The following is a 24333-nucleotide window of genomic DNA, read 5'->3' on the forward strand; positions in this document are numbered from 1 at the left end:
AGATGAAGTTCAAAAAAACAGCTACACTTTTGGCCACAATTGGATTAACTGCAACTGCTTTATTCGGTTGTAGCACAGGTAATGATTCTTCTTCGGGCAATAAGGAAGAAGGAGTGACTACAATTGAGTTTTGGGCAGCTCCTAACCCAACTCAACAAGCTTTCTGGTCTGAAATGGCGAAGGAGTTTGAAAAGGAAAATGCTGATATTAAAGTCAATGTATCGGCTATTAAAGAAAGCCCTACTTCCGAGGCAAGTATTCAGTCTGCTATTGCAGCCAAACAAGCACCAACAATGTCAGAAAATATCAACCGCGGATTTGGTGCGCTTTTAGCTGAAAGTAAAGCCATTGTACCTCTAAATGAAATTGAAGGATTTGATGAGTTAGTTAGCACACGTCAAATGACAGAAACAATTGAAAGCTGGAAATCAGGCGATGGTAGTCAATACATCTTCCCGATTTACTCCAATTCCATGTTATTTGGCTGGAGATTGGATATTCTAAATGAACTTGGATTTGAAGAAGCACCAAAAACATATAGTGAAGTTCTTGATGTCGCTCAAAAATTAAAAGAAAAATATCCTGACAAATATGTGTGGGCAAAACCAGATTTAGCAGACCCAACAGCATGGAAGAGATGGTTCGACTTCTTTATGCTCTATAATGCTGCTTCTGATGGTAATGCATTTGTACAGGGCACTGAGTTTGTTGGAGAAAAAGAAGCTGGAACTGAAGTATTTGAATTTGTTCAAAATCTAGTAAACGAAGATGCGGTATTAACTGCACAAGTAACAGATCCGTTTGAAGAAGGCACAGGAATCTTTACAGATGTTGGACCTTGGACTCCAGGTTCTACTTGGAAGGAAAAATATCCTGAATTGGTATATGGCGAAACTTATACACTAAGTCTACCACCGGTTCCAGATGATATGGACCCAGAAAATGCAAAAACATTTGCTGACGCAAAAGGTGTCGTAGTCTATGCTTCCGCAACTGAAGAAGAACAAAAAGCAGCAATGGAGTTTTTAACTTGGGTGTACTCTAATCCAGATGCTGACTTAAAATGGCTTCAAACGACAGACCTTCCTCCAGCAAGAGATGATTTAGGTTCAAATGAAGCATTTGCAGCTTATTTTGAAGAAAAACCATTTATGAAAGCTTATGCAGAAGCTGTAGCATTAGGGGTTCCATCAATGGAAAATTCTAAATACAACGAAATTCAAACAGTTATCGGACAATATGCATTCAATAAAATCGTGAAAGGCGAAATCGACCCTGAACAAGCCTGGAACGATATGGTGGATGCTATTGAGGGGGAACTTAAGTAATGCAAAAAACATCAAACGGTATGGGCTGGCTATTCACTAGCCCATACGTTCTTTTTGGGATTATATTTTTCTTTATACCTCTTATCTGGTCATTATTTTTAGCGTTTACGGACTGGAATTTGATTTCACCAGAGTTTAACTTTGTTGGCTTTAGTAATTTTATTGACGCAATCAAAAGTCCTGGTGTACAAGCAGCGTTTTTTAATACCTATAAATTCCTTATTATTTACGTACCAATCGTAGTGGCATTGTCATTGACGGTTGCCATTGTTGTCAATGGGCTACCAAAATTTAAAGGGTTTTATTTAATAGGTTTCTTTCTTCCCTATTTATCTTCTGGCGTTGTATCTTCATTAATTGTCAATGGAATTCTTTCATATAATGGTCCACTGAATACGTTTCTTCGAGAAAAGATGGGTATTAATATTGACTGGCTTGGAACGCCTACGGCCGCATTAATTGTTGTGTCTTTCATGCTTGCATGGAAATTCACAGGTTATTATGGGTTGATTTTATTCTCTGGATTAGCAGGGATTAATAAAGAAATCTATGAAGCTGCAGCAATTGATGGTGCATCCAGATGGCAAACCCTTTGGAAAATTACCATCCCTCAATTATACCCAGCATTGTATACAGTTCTCATTTTGGCAATTGGTGTTAGCTTCGGTATCTTCACAGAAGTGTATCAATTAACGGGTGGAGGCCCTAACAATGCAACCAATACATGGCAAATGGAAATCTTCACAAGAGCATTTACGAACTTGCAAGCTGGTTATGCATCCGCAATCGCTTTAATAGCAGCCGTTGTTACATTTGTCTCTATTTATATTATTAGAAAACTTATTGAATTGTGGGGTAAACGAAATGGTTGGAGCTAAGAAAAATTATATCGTTCGCTACCTTATTGCATCTATCTTGTTACTGATTATGGTTTATCCGTTTATCTACCTGATTTTAAATTCATTTGCGGATTGGTCTCAAGTTGATAAGAAATTAATCCCGTCAGAATTCACATTACGTTCCTATGAATGGTTATTTTCAGGTGGAGATGTTGGTATAGCTCGTCCATGGCTTAACGCCTTCTTTAATAGTGTGGTCGTATCCCTTGCATCAACCTTTTTAATGATGCTAGTCGGAGTGTTAGTTTCTTTCGCTCTATCAAAGTTAATTTTCAAAGGAAGAGATTTCGTCAATAACTTTGTATTGTTCCATATGTTCTTCCCTGCCTTAATTTTATTAATTCCTACCTTCTTATTAATCGAACGAGTAGGTTTATACGATACGTATCTTGGTTTAATTATTCCAAAGGCGGTTAGCTTATGGGCGATATTCATGTATACCAATTTCTTTAAAGCAATACCCAACACCTTTATCGAAGCTGCAAAACTAGACGGTGCTAGTAATTTGCAAATCTTATTTAAAATCATTTTACCGATGTCGAAATCAATCACAACTGTTATTTTCCTATTCTTATTCACAGAACGCTGGACGGAATTATTATGGGATATGATCGCTGTTCGTAGTGATGAAATGTTGACATTAAACGTATTAATTTCTCAAATGTTCGGCCCTTACGGTGGTTACCCAGGACCAATGTATGCAGCTTCTGTTCTCTTAACCATCCCAGTTATTATTTTATTCTTGTTCTTCGCGAAAAAGTTCCAAGAAGGGATGCAATTTACACTTAAATAATCTGGAGGTTTATTGTGGGTAATTGGTGGAAAAAAGCAGTCTTTTATGAAATTTATATGCCTAGCTTCTGTGATGGCAATGGCGATGGGATTGGAGACTTTATTGGAATCACATCGAAGTTGGATTATCTATCTAATTTAGGGATAGACGGAATCTGGTTAACTCCTTTCTATCAATCACCAAAAGTAGATAATGGATATGACATTTCCGATTATTATTCTGTTGATCCAGACTATGGCACAATGCGTGACTTTGAGAACTTTCTCGAAGAGGCTCATGCAAGAAACATAAAGGTCATTGTTGATATCGTATTGAATCATACTTCATCTGATCACCAATGGTTTCAGGAATCCAAGTCATCAATAGATCACCCAAAACGAGACTGGTATATATGGAAAGATCCTGTGGATGGCAAGGAGCCAAATAACTGGGAATCTTTCATGGGTGGATCAGCTTGGAAATGGGATGAAGTGACTGATCAATATTACTATCATGGGTTTGCTGAGCAACAAGTAGATTTAAACTGGACAAACCCAGAAGTCAAAAAGGCCATGTTTGATGTGATGAAATTTTGGCTTGATAAAGGTGTTGATGGTTTTCGCCTCGATGTGATTAATCATTTAAAAGTGAAAGATCATTACCCTAATAATCCAATTGATCCAAATACGAATAAGCAGTTACATGTGAATGATAAAGATCAGGACGGCATTCTTGACGTCATCAGAGAAATATCAACGTTTGTACATTCGTACCCTGATACATTTTTGGTGGGCGAAGTTGGCTCGGAAGATTTAACCGTATTAAAAGAATACTGCGGTACAAATAAAATGGATGTCGTCTTTCAATTTAATCTAGGTAGTATATCAACGCTTGATGTTAATCATATCTATCAACAATTGGTCGATATGGAAAGAGAATATCGTGATGATCAAACCCCTACCCTGTTTTTTGGTAGCCATGATATGTCACGATTCATATCAAGGTTTGCGATTCCTGGCTATGAAGAAGAAGTTGCGAAACTCATGGCGACTCTTATGTTAACTGCTAAAGGGGTTCCATTTATCTATTATGGAGATGAAATCGGAATGCGCGACCTGATCATTGAGGATATTTCCAAGATGAAGGATGTTCAGGGAGTTATTGCTTATCAGCTAGCGCTTCAAGCTGGTAAAAAGGAAAATGAAGCGTTAGCAGAAGCGAATCAACATGGAAGAGACAGCTCAAGGTCTCCTATGCAATGGGCGTCCACAAGCTATTTTGGTTTTTCCGAAGTAGAACCTTGGATTTCATTACCCGATAACGATATAACGGTGGAGAATCAGCTAGACAATGCTGAATCGATGCTTACTTTCTACCAAAAGGTAATCAAGTTAAGGAAGGCTATTCCTGCATTAGCTATTGGAAGGTATGAAACTCTTCAACTAGATAACAAGGTAATGATGTATAAAAGAACAGATGAGCATTCAACGATCATTGTGTATTTGAACTTTAATCGTGATTGTACAACGATTTCGTTGGATGCTGCTTGCAATGTCTTATTATCTTCGCGAAGAGCCTCCGTGGTGAATAATCAGGTGTTAGAGATAGAACTTCTACCATACGAAGCGATCATATTCGAGGAAAAGAGAGGAAGAGAGTAGTGCTCAAACAGAATGAAAAAAAAGTAATTTCTAGTATTCAATTACTTGAAGAATACCGTGCAAATAGAAAACAACCTTATGAAAAAAAGAGAATTGCTTTTTCAGGAGTAACGGACAGAGATATCTATAACATTACAGCCCCATTTCAAGATGAAGGAAAATGGGTAATTGCAGGACGAGTGGAAAAAAGGGATAGCGAGGCTTCTGAAGTCATGATTTTTGAAAACCATGACGATCAGTGGGTCTTGCGTGAGAATAGTCCGGTCTTTCAATTGCAGGATCCTTTCTTCACAAAGATTGGGGAAGAGTTGATTTTAGGAGGAGTAGAAACTTTCCCACACCCTACCCTCCAAGATGCATTGAGCTGGAGAACTGTTTTTTATCGCGGGAAAAACATTGCCACTTTAGAAAAGTTCTTTGAAGGCCCTGATGGCATGAAAGATTTACGTTTGGTGGAGTTAAAGGATGGCTCTATCGGTATCTTTACACGCCCTCAAGGAGAAAAAGGCGGCCGAGGAAAAATTGGCTTTACCAAAGTACGTACACTGGATGAGTTATCCATACAAGGTATCGACGGTGCACCATTATTTCAACAATTTTTAGATGAAGAATGGGGTGGCGCAAATGAGATCCACCTTCTTTCAAATGGCCTGCTCGGTGTCTTAGGACATATCGCACGGTTTGATGAGGCTGGAGATCGTCACTATTACTCCATGATTTTTGTCGTAAATCCAGAAACTGGCGATTACAGTAACATGCAGATCATTGCAGAGAGAGCCGATTTCTTGGAAGGACCCACAAAGCGCCCGGATTTAGTAGATGTCGTGTTTAGTGGAGGATTGGTTCGTAAAGCAAACGGAACAGCAGAATTGTATGCTGGCATAAGTGATGCAGACGCACAGGTGCTACTCATACCAGATCCTTTTCAATTATTTGAACAATAAAAGCATAGACAAGGATTAGGAAAAAAAGGAGGTTATTCACACTTGAACTTAGCGGAAAAAAGGGCACAGTTTGAACAAACCAAAACAATATATGAAACTGCAACACTCACCTTTATTGGTGTAGATGGTTATGACGTCTACAACACCTCCATCCCCTTTTTGTATCAGAATAAAACCTATCTCTTTGGAAGAGTAGAGAAACGTGAAGAATGGGCACGATCTTGGGTTCGTTTATTCGAGAATACCGGAAAGGATGAATGGACATTAGTGCAGGATTCCATGATCTATCAATTGGAAGATCCTTATATTTCATTTATTGATCATGAACTCGTGATGGGTGGCACCCACGTTCGTTATAAACAAGGTGAAGTGGATACCTTTTACGGTTATTTTTATAAGGGTACCGAATTAGACAATTTATATTACTTTACAACCGGTCCTGATTATATGAAGGATATTCGCCTTGTTCAGTTACATGATAACAAGATTGGCGTCTTTTCAAGACCAAGAAGCGAAGAAATCCGGAAAAAGTATGGCAGCGAGTCTATTGTAGGATTTACAACCATCAATCATGTTAATGAATTAAATGCAGAAGTGATTGAGAATGCCTCTATTATCGAAGGGTTATTCGATCAGGATGAATGGGGTGGTTGTAACCAATGTTATCTATTATCCAGTGGGTACATCGGAGTCATTGGACATAAATGCTACAATCAATCCACTGATAACGGAGAAGAACGTAAGGTGTATATGAATGTTTCGTTTGTTTTTGACCCTCATACGCATACATTACTAGATGAAAAAATCATCGGAACACGTTCTTGTTATCCAGAAGGACCTGCGAAACGACCAAATCTAATGGACTGTGCCTTTACTTCAGGAATCGTAGCGAGACCTGACGGGAAAGTAGATTTATATAGTGGGATTGGTGATACAGAAGAAGGAAGAATCACCATCGATAATCCTTTTGAAGGATATGGAGATATCGTCGAAGGGAAAATCAGATAGTTTGAATACGAATAAAATAATGTCTTTGAATTAGCTTTCTAATTCAAATTCAACAATAGGAGTTAAATTGATGAATATCTATCGTTATGAAGAAAATCCATTACTAACACCAATGGATGTCACACCGTATCATAAAAACTTTGAAGTAATTGGGGCATTTAATGCCGGAGTCACAGAATATAATGGTGAAACCATTCTTGTATTACGGGTTGCAGAGAGACCTCTGAGTGAAGATCCAAAAATTGTAAAAGCACCTGTATATAATCCAACAACGAACGAGCTGGAAGTAATTGAGTTAAGAACAGACGATCCAAGGTATGACTTTTCAGATCCTCGTGTGATTATCGATGTAGAAACAAACAAGTTTGCCTATTTAACATCGCTCTCCTATTTACGTTTAGCAAGAAGTAAAGATGGGCGTCATTTTACAATGGATGAGAAACCATTTGTGTATCCATCGAACCAACACGAAACATTCGGAATTGAGGACCCGCGTGTTACCAAAATAGATGACACCTATTATGTGTACTTCAGTGCCATTTCTCCAATGGGTGTGGGAGAATCCTTAGTATCTACGAAGGATTTAGAAACGATTGTCCACCATGGCATGATCTTTAGTCCAGAAAATAAGGACGTTACAATTTTCCCTGAAAAAATAAACGGAAAATATTATGCCTTACATCGCCCTGTACCGAGTGCAACCGGCGCTCCTCAAGTGTGGATTGCTGAATCAGATAATCTACTCTACTGGGGGAATCATCAATTTATATTTGGTCTACGTGATAATATGTGGGATGATGCACGGATAGGAGCTGGAGCGGTTCCAATCAAAACAGATAAAGGCTGGCTAGAACTTTATCATGGCGCAAGTAAAGATAATCGATATTGTATGGGTGCCGTCTTACTAAACTTAGAAGATCCTACAAAAATAATTGCTCGTTCCGAAAAGCCGATTCTTGAACCAGAAGCAAGCTATGAAGTCGAAGGATTCTTCGGAAACGTCGTATTTTCATGTGGAGCATTGGTTGAAGGTGACATTGTAAAAATGTATTACGGTGTTGCAGATACCTCAATGGCTTGTGCGGAATTAAGTCTATCTGAAATACTCGATTCATTAAAATATGAATGAACTAGAAACTACTAGACATTGAAATATTAATAGAGGACCGTACATTCACTATATATGTAAATGTACGGTCTTTCTTTTTTGTGTGTTCAACGATACTCTATTTATTAAAATCATTCCTTAACCTATTATTCGGGTCTATCCCGGTCGTGGCGTTTCGAGGCGTCACTATGACCTAAAAAAGAAATTTTCCAAAAATCAAACTGATAGTTTGATTTCCAACACACTCCAACTAACAGCGTGTTTCCATTTTGTTTTTTCTAGGATTTACTAGTCCTAGAGGTGATCTTTATGATAGATGTTGCAGTTATTGGTCAAAGTATTAAAAGATCTCGTAGAAAGAAAAAACTAAGCCAAGTAGAACTAGCAAAAACCCTAGAAATATCCAATAAATACTTAAGTGAAATTGAGCGTGGGATTGGAACACCTTCAGTAGATCTGTTATTGAGAATTGCAGTTGAACTTGATATTCATCCTGGAGAACTATTTGGGGATTTTGAGTTCACGAGCCAAATCAAACACCCTGAGTTAATGCTTAAATTAGATGAGATCTATCAAGATATCCCAAAGAAATACCACGAAGATATAGTAACCATGAACAGAACAATGGCGAAGTTCATTATTTCTGATCCAAAGATGAAATAATAATTGGTAATCTTATTACCTTTACTCCAATATTGTTGATAATTCACCTCTCCACCGACCAATAACGTTTCTCTTGAATAATATCCCCCGCACCACCACCACAAAAAAAGGAGCAAACCACATGAAAAACATTCAACTCACTTACGAAGTGAACCCCCACACAATGGCTATCCGTCCCGCAAAGGAAATCGAGTACTCAGCGATTGTCAAAGAGGAAAATCAAACCCTCTACATAAGACAAACTCCACTCCAAATCATTAAAGCAGCTTGCCTCGAGGGCGGCTCTACATACGAAGGCCGACGCAAAGCCGTCACCCATCTGACTGGAGCAATTCAAAAGGTACCTATTCCAATCAATCCCCGAAGAAATATGTTTGCGTTTCCCACTCACTCTCCTACCGCGTTTGAGTGCAATTGGATCTTCTACCACCATATAAAATCAATCGTACCTTCTCACCAAAGCAACACAATCCAATCCATTATTCATTTCAAAAATCAACAACAACTGCTTATGAACGAATCTTATTATCTATTAGAAAAGCAATACACCCGGACAACTATGTGCGTCTTACAATATTCAACACAAGAAAAAATGCAAGCGTATCCAATGCTAGGAATGTAACTATAGGTTATGAGGACTGGTCCCATGAATCAACATCATCTCCCTGAGACGCTGGACCTGTCCCTCAGACTTACTATTGACGCAGCAAACTGAACATAAAAACCCCCTGGATGCGAAACTACTGTCCCGCTCCCTCAAATTAAAACAAAAAGGATGAACGAACATGTCTGGAAATATACTACTGAATGAACGACCAATAATTGTTGTACCGACTCTTGCCAAATTGCTCGGTACGAATGAAAGTATTATCCTTCAACAGATCCACTACTGGCTCCAACGTAGCAAACATATCAAACTTAATCGAAAATGGGTATATCTCACCTATGATCAGTTGGTCGAACAAATTCCTTTCCTCTCAAAAAGCACGATTCGAAGAACAATTCTTAAACTAGAAAACAAAGGCTACCTAACCTCACAAAACTTCAATCGATTGAAACTAGACAAAACGAAATGGTACTCGATAAATTATGAGAATCTGAATGAATTAAAGGATGAGGGTTTTGGCGAGGACCTTACTTCCTTGGAGGAAAAACTTATTCCATCAGACCAACCTGAACAAGTGGAATGTTTAGATAGAGCAGACGATGTGCTCAACCTGGACAGCCCATGTGTTCAAATTGAACAGTCGAGCAGTCCAACTTGGCACGTCGAGGAGTTCAGTTTGATCACACCTATACCAAAGATTACTACAGAGATTACTACAAAGATTACATCAGAGACTTCTTCTTCTTCAAAAGAATTACAGCAAACCAATGAAAAAGAAGACCCGTTCCGATTCTTCGAGCAAAATGGATTTGGTACAATCGGAAGTTTTCTAGCTGATAAAATTAAGGCCTGGTGTAATGACTTATCAGACGAACTCGTGATTGAAGCTATGAAACTTGCTGTAGAAAATTCATCGAAGCGCTGGAATTATGTAGAAGCTGTCCTAAGAGATTGGGTGGATAAAGGCTATCAATCCCTGGATGATGTACATGCTGCACGGCTTGCCTATAAACATCAAGCGAAGCATCCAACTATGAAAAAGACTACCAGACAAGAATTCCTTCCTGACTGGTTTCATACTCGTGATCAGAGCAAAGGACCTGTACATACTCCTAGCTTCGAAGAGAAAAAAAGATTGTTTGAGGAACGCCTTAAAAAGCCTAGGGAAGATGGTGATATAAATACGTTAGGATACTGAAAAATGACCTGTTCCCCTGTCTGCAAACGTCAGAGTGATAATGCAACCTAAAATTCTTGTTCTTGGCGACCGTTGTAACCTCAATTCTCTACATTTCATACTAGTTTATTTGTCGATATCTACTCATAATTTGTAGATATTTCCCGGGAATTTGTTGAAATTTGAAAAATAGTAATATTTATTGGGGACGAGGGGAAATTTTCTAATGTTTCTGGTACCACATTCTCATATATCGCCCAGGAAACGAATCAAAAAAAAAATGTGGCCAACCCCTTTCCTGTTGAACACTATTAAAGAGTTGCTTATACTGTTAAACCTTTATTCTAAACTCAAACATCTCACTAATAGGATGGCTCTCTCTTCGCACATGAGCGTTTTAATCGTAGCGTATATCGCCCATCGATACAAAAAAACACAAAAAATTACTAGTTCCACGTCACCATTTAATTTACTTTAACACTATAAAACTTTACCTCTTTGGAGGCCTAGCCCCAACTTTAGATTTCTTGATCTTTGATTTATGTAACTGATCTTTGTCAGCATAATTTTTAGCTTTCCTCCAATTAATCTCTAAAGTTTCCTTAATTTTCGTTATTGGTAATCCTTTTTGTTAAGTAAGTGTTTGATTCAATTAATATCAGAAATTGCTAGTATCCTTTCTACCTCCACTACCAAATTTCTTGACACAATTAATGTAGTGGGACTTGGGGTGACTGGCAAGTCTTTTTATAGGCACTTATAAAATAAAGTGCAGGACTCTTCATTTTCTGTTGCAAAGGTCTTTACTTTTATTTTGCAATAAACAGGTAGATTTGGGTTGAATGGAATTTATAAGAACTTAAATCCTAATATTTGCTCCTAGAGCTGAAATGAAGTAAAACTTCAAACAGTAGAACCCTCTAAAAATAATACACAAATCACGTATTATATTGTTCAAATTTAACCATAGGTATATTAAAGATGGACCGATTTCTCTGGAGATTGTTCCTTGTGTATCGGTTACAAGTGATTATTATTTACATATTATTTTTTTTACTTTGTATGGGTCACTTCTCGCTATTTTTATTCGCAACAAAAGAACCATAACCTTTTGGTTATGGCACTCTTCATTCTCTCCACTTGTACACCATTGTTCCTCGTTCTTATTTTTACATAATAAAACTTACTTCTTATTATTCTCCTACTTGGTTACCCAATTACCAAAAAGCATTGCTCCGATTACTAAACGATATGAACCTTTTGTTGCAAGTAGACTATTAAATTTCTAACAAATATCGACTTTATGTTTTGTTTGCAGTACTCTCCATGTATACAATTATCATTTTTTGTAAAAAAATGTAATAAGAGGAGCGGGTATTTTTCTTTATTCACTGTTTTATCACTTCCAAAAGCATTGCTCCGAAAACAATCTTTTGGAGGATGATTATGATGAATAGAAAACAAAAAGAAGAGTACGTAGTCTTAATGGTGAAAAAAACGAAAGACTTCTCTAACTTACTGGAATCGCTTAGATTAAAGAACATTCTTGTTGATTATGCTGCTGACATTCCTATTGGTTTGGGCTCACCCTTAGAGGCTATGAAAAATATGTGGTGTCTAAAAAAAATGGGTAAAGGGCTTCCGATTCCTTTAGGGGACATGGATGCTCAGGGACTTTATTTAGGTCAAGCACTAGGGCAAGAACACAAAAAGCACTTCGGTTGTTTGAACCGTTTTCAACTTGCCAACCACATGTATTTAGCGCATTATTTCAACTTCACGTTTTTCTACTATTTTGGTGACAAGAATAATCCTAAATGGCAATTCAAACTTGAACCAGGCTTTAGTTCACTGCCGTTTGTATCACCAGCTGATACTACTTCAGTAATACTGAACAATGAGCTTTGGACAAAATACTGTAATGATGAAAACGTGAAGACGAAAGGGCGAAGCAAATTCAAAGAAATGTTGGATTTAGCTGATGAATTGATCGCTAAAATAGGCCAACAAGACTGTTCATAACTTTATTAAGCGTACCCTCTCCTTTAATAAAAGGAAGAGAACTTTCTCTTCCTTTTGATATTTAAATTAGTTTAGTACAATTTACTTCAGACGGATATTGAAGATATCAGCTATCACTATAATTCTAACTTCGTTTATGAAGGTAATTATTACTATTCTAAAGGTTTAGTACAGATATTTAATTAGTCTGTCTAAGATTCATAGAAGGTAAAAAGTGTTTTAAAAAACAACTTTGTTTTTGATGTTTAAATGATTTTAGATGGTGATGTTTTTCCCTAATAAAAATTTAACATCTCCCCTTCTATTAATAGAACTATATATTAAATTTGCTCTCCAAAATTTAATGTTTTTTCAAAAAAAGTGGTACCCTGCAATCCTTTATGCAAAGTTCCACATCCATTAGTTTTAACTGACTTAAATACAGCAATATCTAAATTGTAAAGAATACTTTTTATTCCTTATAATTATTCTCAAACCGCCAAGCAACCCTGCACATTGCAATAAGGTCACGATTAGCTTCCCAGCCTAGTTCTCGCTTTGCTTTCGAAGCATCTGCATAACACTTATCTATATCTCCAGGTCTCCGTTCCACAATTTCATAGAGAAACTCAATACCATTAGCTTCTTCAAAAGCTTTCACTAATTCTAGTACACTAGTACCTTTTCCGGTTCCCAAGTTATATACATGAACACCTTCTGTTAGATTTTCCAGAGCAGTAACATGGCCCTCAGCAAGATCTAGTACATGTATATAATCTCTTACCCCTGTGCCATCTACTGTTGAATAATCATTCCCAAATAATCTTTGGTCCCCGTGAAGTTTTACATGATATGGAATGTTCCGTTTGCGGACATGATGAAGTCTACTACATAAACCCTACTACGAAGCAACAGATTTGAAGAGCGTGCAGTGGATGTGGATATTTTCAGAAGTTTGAATGAGTTGACCCCTCACTTTTTGAGGGGCTTTATTTTAAATTCCGATATTCATGTAGAAATTACATTCTTTCTGCGTAGATGATATATCGATAAGGCGCATCACCAATATAGCCAAATGGATAACAAGTCGTCACGATTAGTTCTTCCTCATCGTTTTGAAGTGTAATGATTGTCATATCATTTGCATCGACAATTTCGGTATGCTTGATTTTATAGGAATAATCACCATATGGGACTTCGACTTTCATTTCATCGCCAATTTCTAGTTCTCCAATATGCTTAAATACTGTGTCACGATGGCCTGATAATACAATTTGTCCATTTTCATCAGGGTAATAGGCCCCTTTGTAATGTCCTACCCCTTTCCCTAATTCATCTGGGTCTGTGCCTTCTATGATCGCTAAATCCGCATCTATTTTTGGTATGGTTAAGAGACCAACAACTTCCCCCTGTTCAGGAACAAACCTTTCTCTCTTTTTTTCTATTACAGGTTCCTCTATGACCTTTTTTGCCTCCTCATATGTTTCATTCGCTTCTGCCTTGGAGTGCATGATTTCCCATGATGCATATCCAATTACACCGATGCCAATCGCTAATATGAGGTAAATGAGGTATTTTCCCATCCCACTCCTCCATGTACCTTTTATTTAGGAAAAAGGATCCACTTGAATACCAAGTAGATCCCCTTGTTCTTTCTATTATAGATATGTCATTAAGCCATTCTACGGTTTCTTACGAAAAGTAGAACTCCACCAATTGCAACAATCAGTAAACCAAATGCTAATAGGTTATAGCTATTAGTTGCAGTTACTGGAAGCTTGTGACCTTCAGTCGTTTTGTTTGTGTTACTATCAGAAGTATTATCTACTGACCCTTTATTTGAATCGTTAGTTGTAGTAGATGTATTGTCTTTTGTTCCAGCTGTAGATTTGTCATCTGAAGACTCGTCTGTATCAGCTGGAGCAGAAGCAACCTCAAATACTCCATATTCACTGAAGTGAACAACTTGAGCAGTAACTTCTTTAGTCGCTTTATTAATCTTTACATTATAAGCTTCTTCTACTAATTTACCTTCTTTAACAAAGTAAACACTTAAGTCATTCCAGTTATTCACTTTTCCAGTAATAGGGAACGTTAAGGTAATAGGATTATTTTTGAAATCAATATTTTTCCCAGTTTCTAGATTCACTAACGTAAAATCATAAACAACTGACACAGCACCTTTTACATTTCTAGGTTCTGCATTTAATTCTAAACCTTGCATAGCAAGTGCAACAGGTAATTGAACCTCTACTGCTCCACCAATGTTAAGTGTAATCGATTTTGTGTTAGGACTTTCTTGTAATAATTGCTCAATGCTTTCTTTTGTTACAGTTACGTTAACAGCAGTGTGTGCGGAATAATCAAGTACAAGCTCACCTTTGTCATTTGTCTGTAAGACAGCTTCTGCATTATAAACGTCTGTTGTTACTTCTTCACCGTATACATCGTCAGTAACATTGTCGCCATAGACATCATCTGTTACTTCTTCATATACGTTATCTGTTACATCTTCTCCATACACATCGTCTGTTACTTCTTCGTATACATCTTCTGTTACTCCATCTCCATATACGTTGTCAGTAACGTCTTCCCCGTACACATTGTCTGTTACTTCTTCGCCGTATACGTTGTCAGTTACATCACCATAGTATACTTCATCTGTTACGTCACCACCATATACAACGTCTCTCACGCCGTACACATCAGCTGGTACTTCGTATACATTATTTACAACTGTTGAATTATCTTCATGTTCAGCTGCAAATGTACTAGTTGCAAAAGGTGCAACTATTAAACTAAATGCTGTTAAACCACTAATAAATGATAGCTTTTTCTTCATTTCCATTTCCCCCTATAAACAATACATGTTATAGTACGAGACTTTCCACACCTCCTTCTATTAAACTATTTGGAAATACCAATTATCCCAACATTTACTAATATATACTACTTTTTTACTATTTGTCCATATTTTACATCAATTTCCTGTAAATTTCTGAATCAAAAGTTGGATTTCTTTGTCGATTTTTGCTGAATCTCGGGTTCTCTCTAGTTCTTTAGCCTTATCTATTTCACCGATTCGATAATAGGCTAGGGCAGTTATTGCCGCTAGATTAAGAGAGTTTTCTTCGATTTCATTATAGATATCTATTATTTCCTTATAATTTTCATTTTTGAAGTGTGCTAGGCTCGCTTGATAATGCACCGCAGGTGTTAAACCAAACTTGCGGCTATTAAAGGCTGCAGGCAAGGAACTTTCAACGATTAGCTGATGCTCGTGTTTCATCACTTCATAATCATGAAGTGCAGATTCTACTAAGCTTGGATTATTCGTTTTGATTGCCTGATTTATCTTCGCGGACATGCTTAATTCATATAGCTTCGTATTATATCGATCAACTGCTAATGCTGCATCATAATAGGCAATCGCTTTATCAAAGTCCCCAAGCCTGTTATATGTAGTCGCGGCTTTGACTAGCACACTTGAGTTATTTGGTTCTAAGATTACCATCCTCTCAAGAAGGGCCTTTAGCTTTTCCACTATCTCTACTTCCGACCCCTTCGACTTAAGTGATTGAATATAGACATCACTAAGATCGAATAGATATTTCGTATTTTGTGGATGCTTACGTACCGCGTTCTCCAACAGCACTTGTTTTGCATCGAGAGTCTTTGTCAGTTTCGACTGCTCAAAGTCTTGTGAAGCCTGCATAAATTGGAACGTGAACACTAAGCATACCGCTACAACAAAGGTAAACAGAGAGACACATATTATAGAAAGTCTTTTTGGTACCTTTATTTCCTCCGTTACTTGTGTGGAAGTTGCCATAATGAGTAACCAAAAGACAAGTAACCAAACTGTCCCGTAGGAAAAGTTAAAATCTATAAAACTATGAACAAAAATAGTAAGAATAGAAAGCAAAACAGCGATATAGATTGGATTATCTTTTTCTCTCAATATGGACCGGAATATATTTACTAGAAAATAACCAAAAACAGCAATAAAAAGTAGTAAGCCGAGCCAGCCCGTATCTATTAGCCATTCTGCAAACCCATTATGTGCCTTATTCGACAAATAGGGGGTTTGTTGATATTGTCTATAAACAGCACCCCAAGCCTCCCCACCTAGCCCAATAACGGGGGAACTTTTACTCATCGTCACCGCATCCTCTAAAAAGTTTAATCTTTCTGCGGCAGACGCTGTCGTTAAGTTAATATTGTCCACTCTATCCTGAAGTTCTCCAGGCAAAGCCTGATAAACAAGACCATCATTTTTTATATCCAGAACCCCAGCAATTCCGATGACTAGAATGAGTGCTGGAACGATAAAGCGAAAGACTGGTTTTACTTCTTTCCTTTCTAAAGCCTTATCTAGTAGATATACCACAAGGAAAGTAATTGCTGGTGATAGTAGTAGAATCGCCCAAACACTAAGGGGGACTGACTCTTTACCTGTCATGATTCTATATGCTAAAATTGCCGAAAGTGAAGAAATGATTGAAATTGCTAGATAAATTACTTGTTGTTTTATTGATAGTAGCCATAAACCTAAAAATATAACAAATGGAAGAACTAGTAGCATCCCTCTTGATTCTGACAAAAGAACATTCAAAAGATGCGGAACCAATGGTATGGAATAGAAGACAATGTATTTGTAAGGAAGTTTCCGCTTTGTCAGCATTACAAGTGAAAAGAGGAAAAAGACCCCCAATACCATTGAAAATGTATTTGGATATTGAAAAACTCCCGAAGAACGACCCGCTATAAAACTATTCTTGAATGACATCCACCCAGAGTCGATAAAAAGCATATGGAATGAAATCCACAATCCCGTGAAACTAAAGATGATTGGCATCCACTTTTTGATTTCATGGCTCAATGTTGCCCAATAGAGACCAAGGAAAAAGGCTGTATAGGTTGTCCATCTGATCATGGAATCCCAAGCACCTCTTGGACTCTCTGCAAAAAATAGAGGGAGTAAGTAACATAAAGGTAATAATAGAATTATGATTACGTAATTTAATTGCGCTACTTCCTTATAAAGAATCCATCTAAGGAAAAGCACAAGAAATAGAGTTAACACGAATATACTGATTGGATAAAAGTCTTTGGCAAAATACAAACCCTTCTGATAGGGAGTAAGAATGAATAATAATGCCAATATGACAAAGGTAAACCATCTCATAAATAAATCCTCCGTTACAACTTACATAGAAGTTCAGTTTCATTTTTCTCCTAAATCTTGAAAAATACGTTTAAACAAACTTGATGGAGACGATCCAAACCACATTCTATTTTCTGGCACGACTTCATCTGGACCCATCCAGACTGCTCCCACATATTTTTCGTTATATCCAACAAACCAGCCATCAAAAGAAGTCGTTCCTGTTTTTCCAGCAATCTGTTGGCCTGAAATTTGGGCATTATCAGCTGTACCCTCCTGCACGACATCCTGTAACAAAGAGGTCATTGTATCAGCTGTTTCTTTCTCGAAAATTTTCGTTTTCTTGACATTTGTTTTGTATTTCACTTTTCCACTTTGTGTTTCAATACGTTGTATGGTTTGGGCGTGCACCATTTTACCTTCATTAGCAAATGATGTATATGCTTGTGCAATCGCTAGTGGAGAGGTTCCTACCCTTGTAAATCCTAGGGCTAGTTTATATTCGTCAGTCGGGTCAATTTCAAACAAATCAAACTTATTGATGTATGCTAGGCCATTTTCTAACCCTATTTTATACAGTAACCACGCCGTTGGAACGTTATAGGACATAACTAGACTTTCGTGGAGTGAAACTTCACCGTGAAATGTACCATCATGATTTTTTGGCTCATATCCATTAAACGATAGCGGCTTATCCTCTAGCGTGTCTTCAGGTTTCCAACCTAGCTCAATCGCGGGTCCATAAGCGATGAGTGGTTTAAAGGTTGATGCAGGCTGTCGAGTTGTATCAGTTGAATGATTGTACGTAGACAACTGATATTCACGACCACCCATAAGACCCGCTACTTCCCCTGTTTCACTTTCAAGGACGACCATCCCGCCTTCTACAAATGTGTTTTCATTTTCGGGGAATGTTTTCTGATCCATAAAAGAATCATATAGGTGAAGCTGAAGATCGCGATTAAGATTTGTTGTAATGATGTACCCTTTTCGGAAAATCTCACTTTCCTCCTGGCCAAATATGTCTCTTAACTCATCGGATGCAAGATCCACATAGGTTTGAGCAAATGTGTTCTTATGGTGTAAACCTTTTAACAGTTCTGGAATATCAGATTGATAGGTGTCTGTTTCGATATAGTTATCGTTGACTAGAGTCGTAATCATGTTTTCTAAATCAACCTGGATATTCTGTGATTCAATATTTTTAGATTTGTATAAGAGATAGATCTGTTCCATAACGGATGTATCCTTTAACCTTTTATCGAAATAATAATTTGCTGCATTTTCAAAACCTACTATTCCATTGTCGAGGTAGGCCTTGTTTATGTAGACTTCGAATGTTTCGTCTTTCGAATATGTAATCATGATTACGCTTGTTAGTAGTCTCTTTATCGTTTGGGTAGGATATAATAGTTGCTCCAGGTTATCCTTTTCTTTTTTCATATATGTAGTAATAAGTTCCGGTACATCCTCAGAACGTATCCATGTATTGTTCTGCTCTACTATTTCTTCACCATTGTTATCTAGAAGGATGGTACTTGTTGGACTTTTTAGATTTTCATTGACCTCCAAGACTTGATTGAATATAAATATGATGAATACGAATACACTACCTGTAACAGCAATTAGTAATAATCGCTTATGTTTTTTCATTTTTGCCCCCCAAAAAACAAAATCTAACAATATACTACAATAAAATGACAAAGAAATGTTAAAAAAGTACCAGTTCTTACAAAAAGTTCTGGTACTTTTTTCTCACTAACAACATACATGTTTTATTCTTTTGTTAAATGTGACAAGCCTTTTACTATCATATACTTCACTACCATAATCCTCATAACAGACCTTTGTGAGATAGGGACAGAGGGACAGGTCCCGTGTCCCAAAAGCGCGCAAAAAACCCAGGAAGTATGTTCTTCCTGGGTCCTTTTTGGTTAGGAGTTTTATAGCTTTACCATATAATTGAATGCTGCTCGCTTATGATAGTACATTTTCATTTCAATAGTAGATTTGAGATTCTCACAGAGGCAATCCTCCAATAACGCTCGATTCTTGCTAAATTGAAAGGTATGCCAATAATACTTTGTTTTGTATATCATTTTTTTCATGCATATCTCCCCTTACGATTTGTGTACACATAAATCAACGGAGTCGTGTTCGGAAGGGAAGCTGGCTGGCATAGTCCAAAAAAACGTTAGCCCCTGTAGTTTTGCGTCATCACTTTTCAATGATTTTGCCGTTTCGTACGATTTATGTATGCCCTATCACCACTATAAAATAGAGTGTACATCTGCCAAAGGGGCTTAAGTTCTATTTTCAATGCAAATACAGCTTTTGTAGTATGGGACAGAGGCCAACCAGCGTGGAGAGGGAAAGGTCCCGTGTCCCAGAGGTTTGGTGAGGTAGGAAGGAGCGGTAATGCGGGTTGAGGCCTGCTTGAAACTCTATAGAACGTAAAAAAACCAAGATCATCGGGACCTTGGTTTGTTGTTTACATTTATAGGGGTTTTATAGTTTGGCTATGTAGTTAATAGCCGCACGCTCATGGTAGTGCATTTTTGATTCGATATTAGATTTCAATTCTTGACAAAGGCAATCCTCTAATAGTGCTCGATTCTTGTTAAATTGTATGCTGTGCCAAAAGTATCTCGCTTTATAAATGACTCTTTTCATGCATATCTTTCCTTCCGATTTGTTGTAATCATAAATCGACGGAGCTTCGTGTTCGGGAACTGGCTGGCGTAGTCCAAAAGACCTTAGCCCCTTTAGTTTTGCGTCACCATCTTTCAATGATTTTGCCGTTATCGTACGATTTATGTATGCTTCATTATTACTATAGACTAGATTGCGAATCTATTAAAAGGGACTTTAGGACTATTTTAGATCCAAAAGATGATTTTATTGTAGGTTTTTGTCGTTTTCGCTCGAAATTTAGCAGCTATTAAACCTTGCCACTAGTCGTGAATTTGATCGTAATGGAGGGAACTGGTGGTTTATAATAAAACTACATAAATATAAGAACGGAGAGGCAATTGACATGGGCAAAAGAATATTTGTTATCGCCATATCCTGTTTAGGTATCTTTTTCATTCTTTATTTTTTTACATTCCGCTCAAGTGAACCTACCCACCTTGCAATTCCAACAACATCATTAGAAGAGAGCATTTGTAAAAAGGTAACCGAACAATTCGGTGACTGCCAAAGAATTCTTATGTTTGATGCTCGGTCAAACCTAGTTTTTATTGAAAGTAGCTCTGGTATCATTCCCGTATTAACTAACCAAGAGTTTACTGATTTTAAGAAGTTTATTTACCCCATAATGGACTTTCAGGAGTTCAATGAAGAGAAAGTTGAAAGAGGTCCGATTAATTGGCGGGCTGACAATCATGTCCAAGAGGATTTTTCCATCATTTATGGATTTGCTGAGGATGGTGCAAAGACGATCGTTATTAATAGTGAAGGCAACATCCAACCAAACCGTTTTTTAGTACGTGATAACTTGTGGGTTTGGTATGCGATTTTTAAGAATGACGTTCAATTGCCAGTTGACGTTACTGTCTATGACGGAGATGGTCAGATTATTTATGGTGAAAAGGCGGGGGAATAATGTTGGATTCAAAACTCACACTTGATGGTTAGCGGACAGGTTCGATGTCCCACCGTTTGATTAAAAAGCCCCTTGCGAGGTCGCAAAGGGCTTTTATGGTTTTTTTATCGCTTGTTTTCTGCGTGTTGCAGTAAAGGCGATGATTCCGGCTCCAAGTAAAAGGAGACCAACTAGTAGTATGTTGTAGCTATTTGTTGCTGTTGTTGGAAGCTTCTTGTCATCGTTTTTCTTGTTGTCGTTCTTTTTGTCTTGATTTTTATCGTTTGTTTCTTTTGGTGTGTTGCCATTCTCTTTATTTTTACCTGGGGTTGTTACTTCATCTTGGTCATCACCTGGTTGTTCTTCAGGTGTTTCTCCAACTTCAGGATCTGTTTCTTCATCTGGCTTATCCACCGCAGCTTCTGTTGTGACTAGAGTTGTTCCAAGAATGAAGCGCTCCTCGTTGTTTTCGTCATATCCCATGATTTCGATGGTATATTCTGTATCAGGCGTAAGGTCCCTTAATAGGTAACTTGTATCCATTGTTTCTTCTACCACCATTTCCCCATTCACAAAAACTATATAGGTAAAGTCTTCAAAATCATCGGTTGTGACAGGCTTCCAGCTTAATTCGATTTCTGAATCTGAAACTCGGTCAATGGAAATATCGACGTATTCATAGAATACAAGTACCTCTTTTTCCTTAAGTTCTTTAATGATTGATAGTGTCTCAGAACCCGGCGTGAGATCAAGTGCATTATTCAGGATTAGTACAAACACTAAATTCGGTAATGTTAGTAGACTAGAAATATCCGTAATTTCATTGTATCCCAGGTTAAGGTACTCGATATTTACGTTTTCTAATGCGGAAATATCCTTTATTTTATTGTTCTGTAATGATACAAATAATAGGTTTGTAAGTCCTGATATAGCCCCAACATCCTCAATATTATTCCAATCAAGGGTCAGCATCTGTATGTTTGTTAAATTTTTCAAAGGAGTAATATCCGAGATGTTATTGTTGATTACTGATAAATAGGCTAGATTCGTTAGACTCTTTAGTGGCTCAAGGTTTGTGATCTCATTTGAATCTAATGTCAATTCCTCAAGATGTACCGCTTGTTCCAACCCAGTTAAGTCAGTGATGCCTCTGTCTGATGCATCAAGACTTGTTAAAATGGTTAAATCACTTTCAACGATAACACGTGAATGAATGCGTAACGCATCTTTCACCGCTTCTTCTAAAGCTGGGTCAGCAAATTGAACTGGGTCGCCTGATGGAGTCGGTGGCGTTGATACATACGTATAAGCATTTCCCCATATAAAGCTGTCCTCGTCCACTCCTTCAACACTGATATCAAGATCCGTTAAAGGTGCAAGACCTGTTAGCTTGTAAAATGGCTTAGATACAGGTGTTTCTCCAACTTGATCACCATTTACATAGATAATGAATTTTGTAATGTTATCCACTACTTCTGAAAAGTTGAACTCCACTTCAACTGTAGATTCCGTTACATCGGTTACTTGAATCTCGTGCTCAAAGTCGCTCCACTCTATATAGACGCCATTTATGTACAATTTTTTAATGACTTCCATGTCCTTAGATCCTTTTGTAAAATCAAGATCTGGGTTACCAAACACAGTTGCGTAAGTTAAATTCGGTAATTCAAGCAACACTTTGATATCTTCTAGTTCGTTATATGCTACGTAAACTGAATCGAGATTTTCCAAGTTTGCTAGGATTTCAATACTAGAAATCTGGTTTACATCTAAATCAAGGTACACAAGTTGTTCCAGATTTTTAATTGGTGCTATATCCTTGATTTCATTACCGCTTAACATAAGGTCTACAAGATTTGTTGCCCACTCAAGTCCAGTTAAGTCATTGATTTCTAAATAGCTCGCATCAAGCGATATTAATCTTTCCATATCATCCACATGGATGTCACGGTGATAGATTTTTAACGCATCCGCGACGGCCGTTTTTAGATTTTCATCTTTAAATGTGACCTTTTCTCCTGCAGGTGGTGCAGTCGTAGTCGCTTCGGCTTCGATTGTCTCAATGGTGCCATCCTTGTAGAAAAATTCAACTTTTAATTGATAGGCAGTTTCTTGTAAAAGGTCTGTGTACGTGTAAGTTGTAGAATATGGATCTGTAATCGTTTCTACTGCTTCGTTATCGAGGTACACTCGGTATTTATCAAAATCCGTCTCGTCCCATGGTTCTTCCCAAGAGATTGAAATGGACTTTTCTGTAACGCCATCAACGTACAATTCCTTTTTAATGATTAGTTTTTCATCGTCTAAAAGAATCTCAATTGGATTTGTCAGGTAGTCGCGCTCACTTTCCACCTTGAATTCAGCTGTGATCTCTTCGTCCGTTGAACCATTGTATGTGTTAAGTTCATAGGTTCCGATTGGTAGTTCTAGATTCTTAGTCTCTTTGTCAAAATCAACAAAATAACCCTCATCGTCTAAGTAACCGTAGTATTCGACGTCTGTTACATTTTCACTAACTCCTATGATAGAGAAATCAAATCCCCATGGGATGTTTCCATTATTAGTGGAAACTTTGATGTTTGTTACCACATGTTCCTCTGTAGCTTCCTCTGCAGGCGAGTCTGTTGGCTCAACAAGTTCCTGTGTTTCTGGAGTAGTTGAAGCTTTTACTGAATCTTGAGTTTCTGGCGTTTCTGCTGCCTCAGTCGGTGCTCCTACTTCTTCCTGTTCCGTTTTTTCGCCATTTTCTTGCTGAGGTTCTCCAGAATTGAACACTACTTTTTCACTTGTTAGTAGATTTTCAGAAGAAGTCACTGCTGCGATTTCATATGTATATGTGGAGTTTGGCTCAATTTCTGTATCTTCATATGAATACTGTATGATGTCTCCATTTACACTTTGGACAGTTGGCTCTATTTTGTTTGCTTGTCCATTTTTACTAAGTTGATAGCTTGTGATTTCTTCATTTTGCGGGAGTGATGCTTCCCACGATAACGTAATGCCATTCTCTGTTTCTGTCAAACTTACTTGGCTTAGCTTGTTTTGCGCATGAGTCTTACTGATGGTCAATGGACTCACGAGCGAAAGCAGTAATACTAGGACCATGCTTACATGCAGCCATTTTCGATTACGCATTCTTTCTTCCTCCTACCGGAATTACCATAATAATAGAAAACCATCCAGACTATTATATATTAGCAATTATGAAAATAATATATAAATTTTCCTATATTTAACATATTTCGGCGGGTGAAATATTTGGGACAAGGGACCTGTCCCCGTGACCCAAAGTTGGTGTTGCGCTTAAACTGGAAGGATTGCGTTATAGCAATTTTTGGAACTAGGCCATTGCTAGTTTTATAGCAGATTAAGAGACAAAAAAACTAGCAATCAATGATATGATTGCTAGTTT

The 24333-nt window shown here is 37.5% G+C and carries 18 protein-coding genes, 1 pseudogene and 2 riboswitches; of the genes and pseudogenes, 12 read left to right on the top strand and 7 right to left on the bottom strand.

The features are described 5' to 3' along the window. Positions 1-2: 2 nt before the first annotated feature. The 11 genes from AC6CHV_RS16680 (at position 3) to AC6CHV_RS16730 (ending at position 12189) form a co-directional block, all read left to right on the top strand. Complete coding sequence (locus AC6CHV_RS16680; protein ID WP_440273044.1) at positions 3-1328, top strand: ABC transporter substrate-binding protein; 1326 nt, start codon at positions 3-5, stop codon at positions 1326-1328. After that, entirely contained in the window at positions 1328-2206 is an 879-nt protein-coding gene (locus AC6CHV_RS16685) for an ABC transporter permease subunit (protein WP_121445554.1), read from the top strand. Before AC6CHV_RS16680 ends, AC6CHV_RS16685 begins: the two co-directional genes overlap by 1 nt. Next, the gene (locus AC6CHV_RS16690; protein WP_121445553.1) at positions 2193-3020 is read left to right on the top strand and encodes a carbohydrate ABC transporter permease; all 828 of its coding nucleotides are present in this window, start codon (positions 2193-2195) and stop codon (positions 3018-3020) included. The genes AC6CHV_RS16685 and AC6CHV_RS16690 overlap by 14 nt, the downstream gene beginning before the upstream one ends. A gap of 14 nt (positions 3021-3034) precedes the next feature. After that, positions 3035-4660: a glycoside hydrolase family 13 protein gene (locus AC6CHV_RS16695; RefSeq protein WP_440273045.1), complete on the top strand. Its 1626-nt coding sequence runs from the start codon at positions 3035-3037 to the stop codon at positions 4658-4660. Then, positions 4660-5604 (top strand): MTP-1 family protein, encoded by a 945-nt coding sequence (locus AC6CHV_RS16700; RefSeq protein ID WP_440273046.1) that lies wholly within the window; start codon positions 4660-4662, stop codon positions 5602-5604. Before AC6CHV_RS16695 ends, AC6CHV_RS16700 begins: the two co-directional genes overlap by 1 nt. A 42-nt stretch (positions 5605-5646) precedes the next feature. Beyond that, positions 5647-6612: a DUF1861 family protein gene (locus AC6CHV_RS16705; RefSeq protein ID WP_440273047.1), complete on the top strand. Its 966-nt coding sequence runs from the start codon at positions 5647-5649 to the stop codon at positions 6610-6612. 70 nt (positions 6613-6682) lie between these two features. Then, on the top strand, positions 6683-7741 hold the full coding sequence (locus tag AC6CHV_RS16710; RefSeq protein WP_121445551.1) for a BtaManbiosPhlase: 1059 nt from the start codon (positions 6683-6685) through the stop codon (positions 7739-7741). Positions 7742-8029: 288 nt separating this feature from the next. Then, positions 8030-8383, top strand: coding sequence for a helix-turn-helix domain-containing protein (locus tag AC6CHV_RS16715; RefSeq protein ID WP_341333146.1), 354 nt, complete (start codon positions 8030-8032; stop codon positions 8381-8383). A gap of 121 nt (positions 8384-8504) precedes the next feature. Beyond that, a complete protein-coding gene (locus tag AC6CHV_RS16720; protein WP_341333147.1) occupies positions 8505-9005 on the top strand; it encodes a competence protein ComK in 501 nt (166 codons plus the stop codon). A gap of 163 nt (positions 9006-9168) precedes the next feature. Further along, positions 9169-10188 carry a DnaD domain-containing protein gene (locus AC6CHV_RS16725; RefSeq protein WP_341333148.1) on the top strand — a complete coding sequence of 340 codons (1020 nt, stop codon included), beginning with the start codon at positions 9169-9171 and terminating at the stop codon, positions 10186-10188. Between the two features lie 1425 nt (positions 10189-11613). Further along, entirely contained in the window at positions 11614-12189 is a 576-nt protein-coding gene (locus tag AC6CHV_RS16730; RefSeq protein WP_341333149.1) for a hypothetical protein, read from the top strand. Positions 12190-12640: 451 nt separating this feature from the next. On the opposite strand, the pseudogene AC6CHV_RS16735 reads toward AC6CHV_RS16730, so the two are convergent. The 6 genes and pseudogenes from AC6CHV_RS16735 to AC6CHV_RS16760 form a co-directional block, all read right to left on the bottom strand. After that, positions 12641-12994 (bottom strand): annotated as a pseudogene (locus AC6CHV_RS16735) (GDP-mannose 4,6-dehydratase); the annotation flags it as partial. 193 nt (positions 12995-13187) lie between these two features. Beyond that, positions 13188-13751 (bottom strand): class D sortase, LPxTATN-specific, encoded by a 564-nt coding sequence (gene srtD / locus AC6CHV_RS16740; protein WP_341333150.1) that lies wholly within the window; start codon positions 13749-13751, stop codon positions 13188-13190. Positions 13752-13840: 89 nt separating this feature from the next. Further along, a complete protein-coding gene (locus AC6CHV_RS16745; protein ID WP_498079269.1) occupies positions 13841-15010 on the bottom strand; it encodes an LPxTATN C-terminal sorting signal domain in 1170 nt (389 codons plus the stop codon). Between the two features lie 138 nt (positions 15011-15148). Then, the gene (locus tag AC6CHV_RS16750; protein ID WP_341333152.1) at positions 15149-17356 is read right to left on the bottom strand and encodes an O-antigen ligase family protein; all 2208 of its coding nucleotides are present in this window, start codon (positions 17354-17356) and stop codon (positions 15149-15151) included. Between the two features lie 39 nt (positions 17357-17395). Then, positions 17396-18988, bottom strand: coding sequence for a transglycosylase domain-containing protein (locus tag AC6CHV_RS16755; RefSeq protein WP_341333153.1), 1593 nt, complete (start codon positions 18986-18988; stop codon positions 17396-17398). Between the two features lie 290 nt (positions 18989-19278). Further along, complete coding sequence (locus AC6CHV_RS16760; protein WP_440273049.1) at positions 19279-19443, bottom strand: hypothetical protein; 165 nt, start codon at positions 19441-19443, stop codon at positions 19279-19281. A 53-nt stretch (positions 19444-19496) separates the two neighbouring features. Beyond that, positions 19497-19583: riboswitch (cyclic di-GMP riboswitch) on the bottom strand. 476 nt (positions 19584-20059) lie between these two features. Continuing rightward, positions 20060-20145, bottom strand: a riboswitch (cyclic di-GMP riboswitch). A gap of 227 nt (positions 20146-20372) precedes the next feature. Here AC6CHV_RS16760 and AC6CHV_RS16765 point away from each other — a divergent pair. Then, positions 20373-20942 (top strand): hypothetical protein, encoded by a 570-nt coding sequence (locus tag AC6CHV_RS16765; RefSeq protein ID WP_440273050.1) that lies wholly within the window; start codon positions 20373-20375, stop codon positions 20940-20942. A gap of 93 nt (positions 20943-21035) precedes the next feature. On the opposite strand, the gene AC6CHV_RS16770 is transcribed toward AC6CHV_RS16765, so the two are convergent. Next, the gene (locus tag AC6CHV_RS16770) at positions 21036-24056 is read right to left on the bottom strand and encodes a fibronectin type III domain-containing protein (RefSeq protein WP_498079270.1); all 3021 of its coding nucleotides are present in this window, start codon (positions 24054-24056) and stop codon (positions 21036-21038) included. Positions 24057-24333 lie beyond the last annotated feature (277 nt).

This window comes from Ferdinandcohnia sp. GQ5 (assembly GCF_059759275.1).

What these genes read in the sequence shown, in the direction of transcription:
- srtD (WP_341333150.1), bottom strand. Translation starts at nt 13,751, where the DNA reads ATGGGAAAATACCTCATTTACCTCATATTAGCGATTGGCATCGGTGTA.
- AC6CHV_RS16725 (WP_341333148.1), top strand. Translation starts at nt 9,169, where the DNA reads ATGTCTGGAAATATACTACTGAATGAACGACCAATAATTGTTGTACCG.
- AC6CHV_RS16760 (WP_440273049.1), bottom strand. Translation starts at nt 19,443, where the DNA reads ATGAAAAAAATGATATACAAAACAAAGTATTATTGGCATACCTTTCAA.
- AC6CHV_RS16745 (WP_498079269.1), bottom strand. Translation starts at nt 15,010, where the DNA reads ATGAAGAAAAAGCTATCATTTATTAGTGGTTTAACAGCATTTAGTTTA.
- AC6CHV_RS16720 (WP_341333147.1), top strand. Translation starts at nt 8,505, where the DNA reads ATGAAAAACATTCAACTCACTTACGAAGTGAACCCCCACACAATGGCT.
- AC6CHV_RS16710 (WP_121445551.1), top strand. Translation starts at nt 6,683, where the DNA reads ATGAATATCTATCGTTATGAAGAAAATCCATTACTAACACCAATGGAT.
- AC6CHV_RS16755 (WP_341333153.1), bottom strand. Translation starts at nt 18,988, where the DNA reads ATGAAAAAACATAAGCGATTATTACTAATTGCTGTTACAGGTAGTGTA.
- AC6CHV_RS16765 (WP_440273050.1), top strand. Translation starts at nt 20,373, where the DNA reads ATGGGCAAAAGAATATTTGTTATCGCCATATCCTGTTTAGGTATCTTT.
- AC6CHV_RS16680 (WP_440273044.1), top strand. Translation starts at nt 3, where the DNA reads ATGAAGTTCAAAAAAACAGCTACACTTTTGGCCACAATTGGATTAACT.
- AC6CHV_RS16750 (WP_341333152.1), bottom strand. Translation starts at nt 17,356, where the DNA reads ATGAGATGGTTTACCTTTGTCATATTGGCATTATTATTCATTCTTACT.
- AC6CHV_RS16685 (WP_121445554.1), top strand. Translation starts at nt 1,328, where the DNA reads ATGCAAAAAACATCAAACGGTATGGGCTGGCTATTCACTAGCCCATAC.
- AC6CHV_RS16770 (WP_498079270.1), bottom strand. Translation starts at nt 24,056, where the DNA reads ATGCGTAATCGAAAATGGCTGCATGTAAGCATGGTCCTAGTATTACTG.
- AC6CHV_RS16730 (WP_341333149.1), top strand. Translation starts at nt 11,614, where the DNA reads ATGATGAATAGAAAACAAAAAGAAGAGTACGTAGTCTTAATGGTGAAA.
- AC6CHV_RS16715 (WP_341333146.1), top strand. Translation starts at nt 8,030, where the DNA reads ATGATAGATGTTGCAGTTATTGGTCAAAGTATTAAAAGATCTCGTAGA.
- AC6CHV_RS16690 (WP_121445553.1), top strand. Translation starts at nt 2,193, where the DNA reads ATGGTTGGAGCTAAGAAAAATTATATCGTTCGCTACCTTATTGCATCT.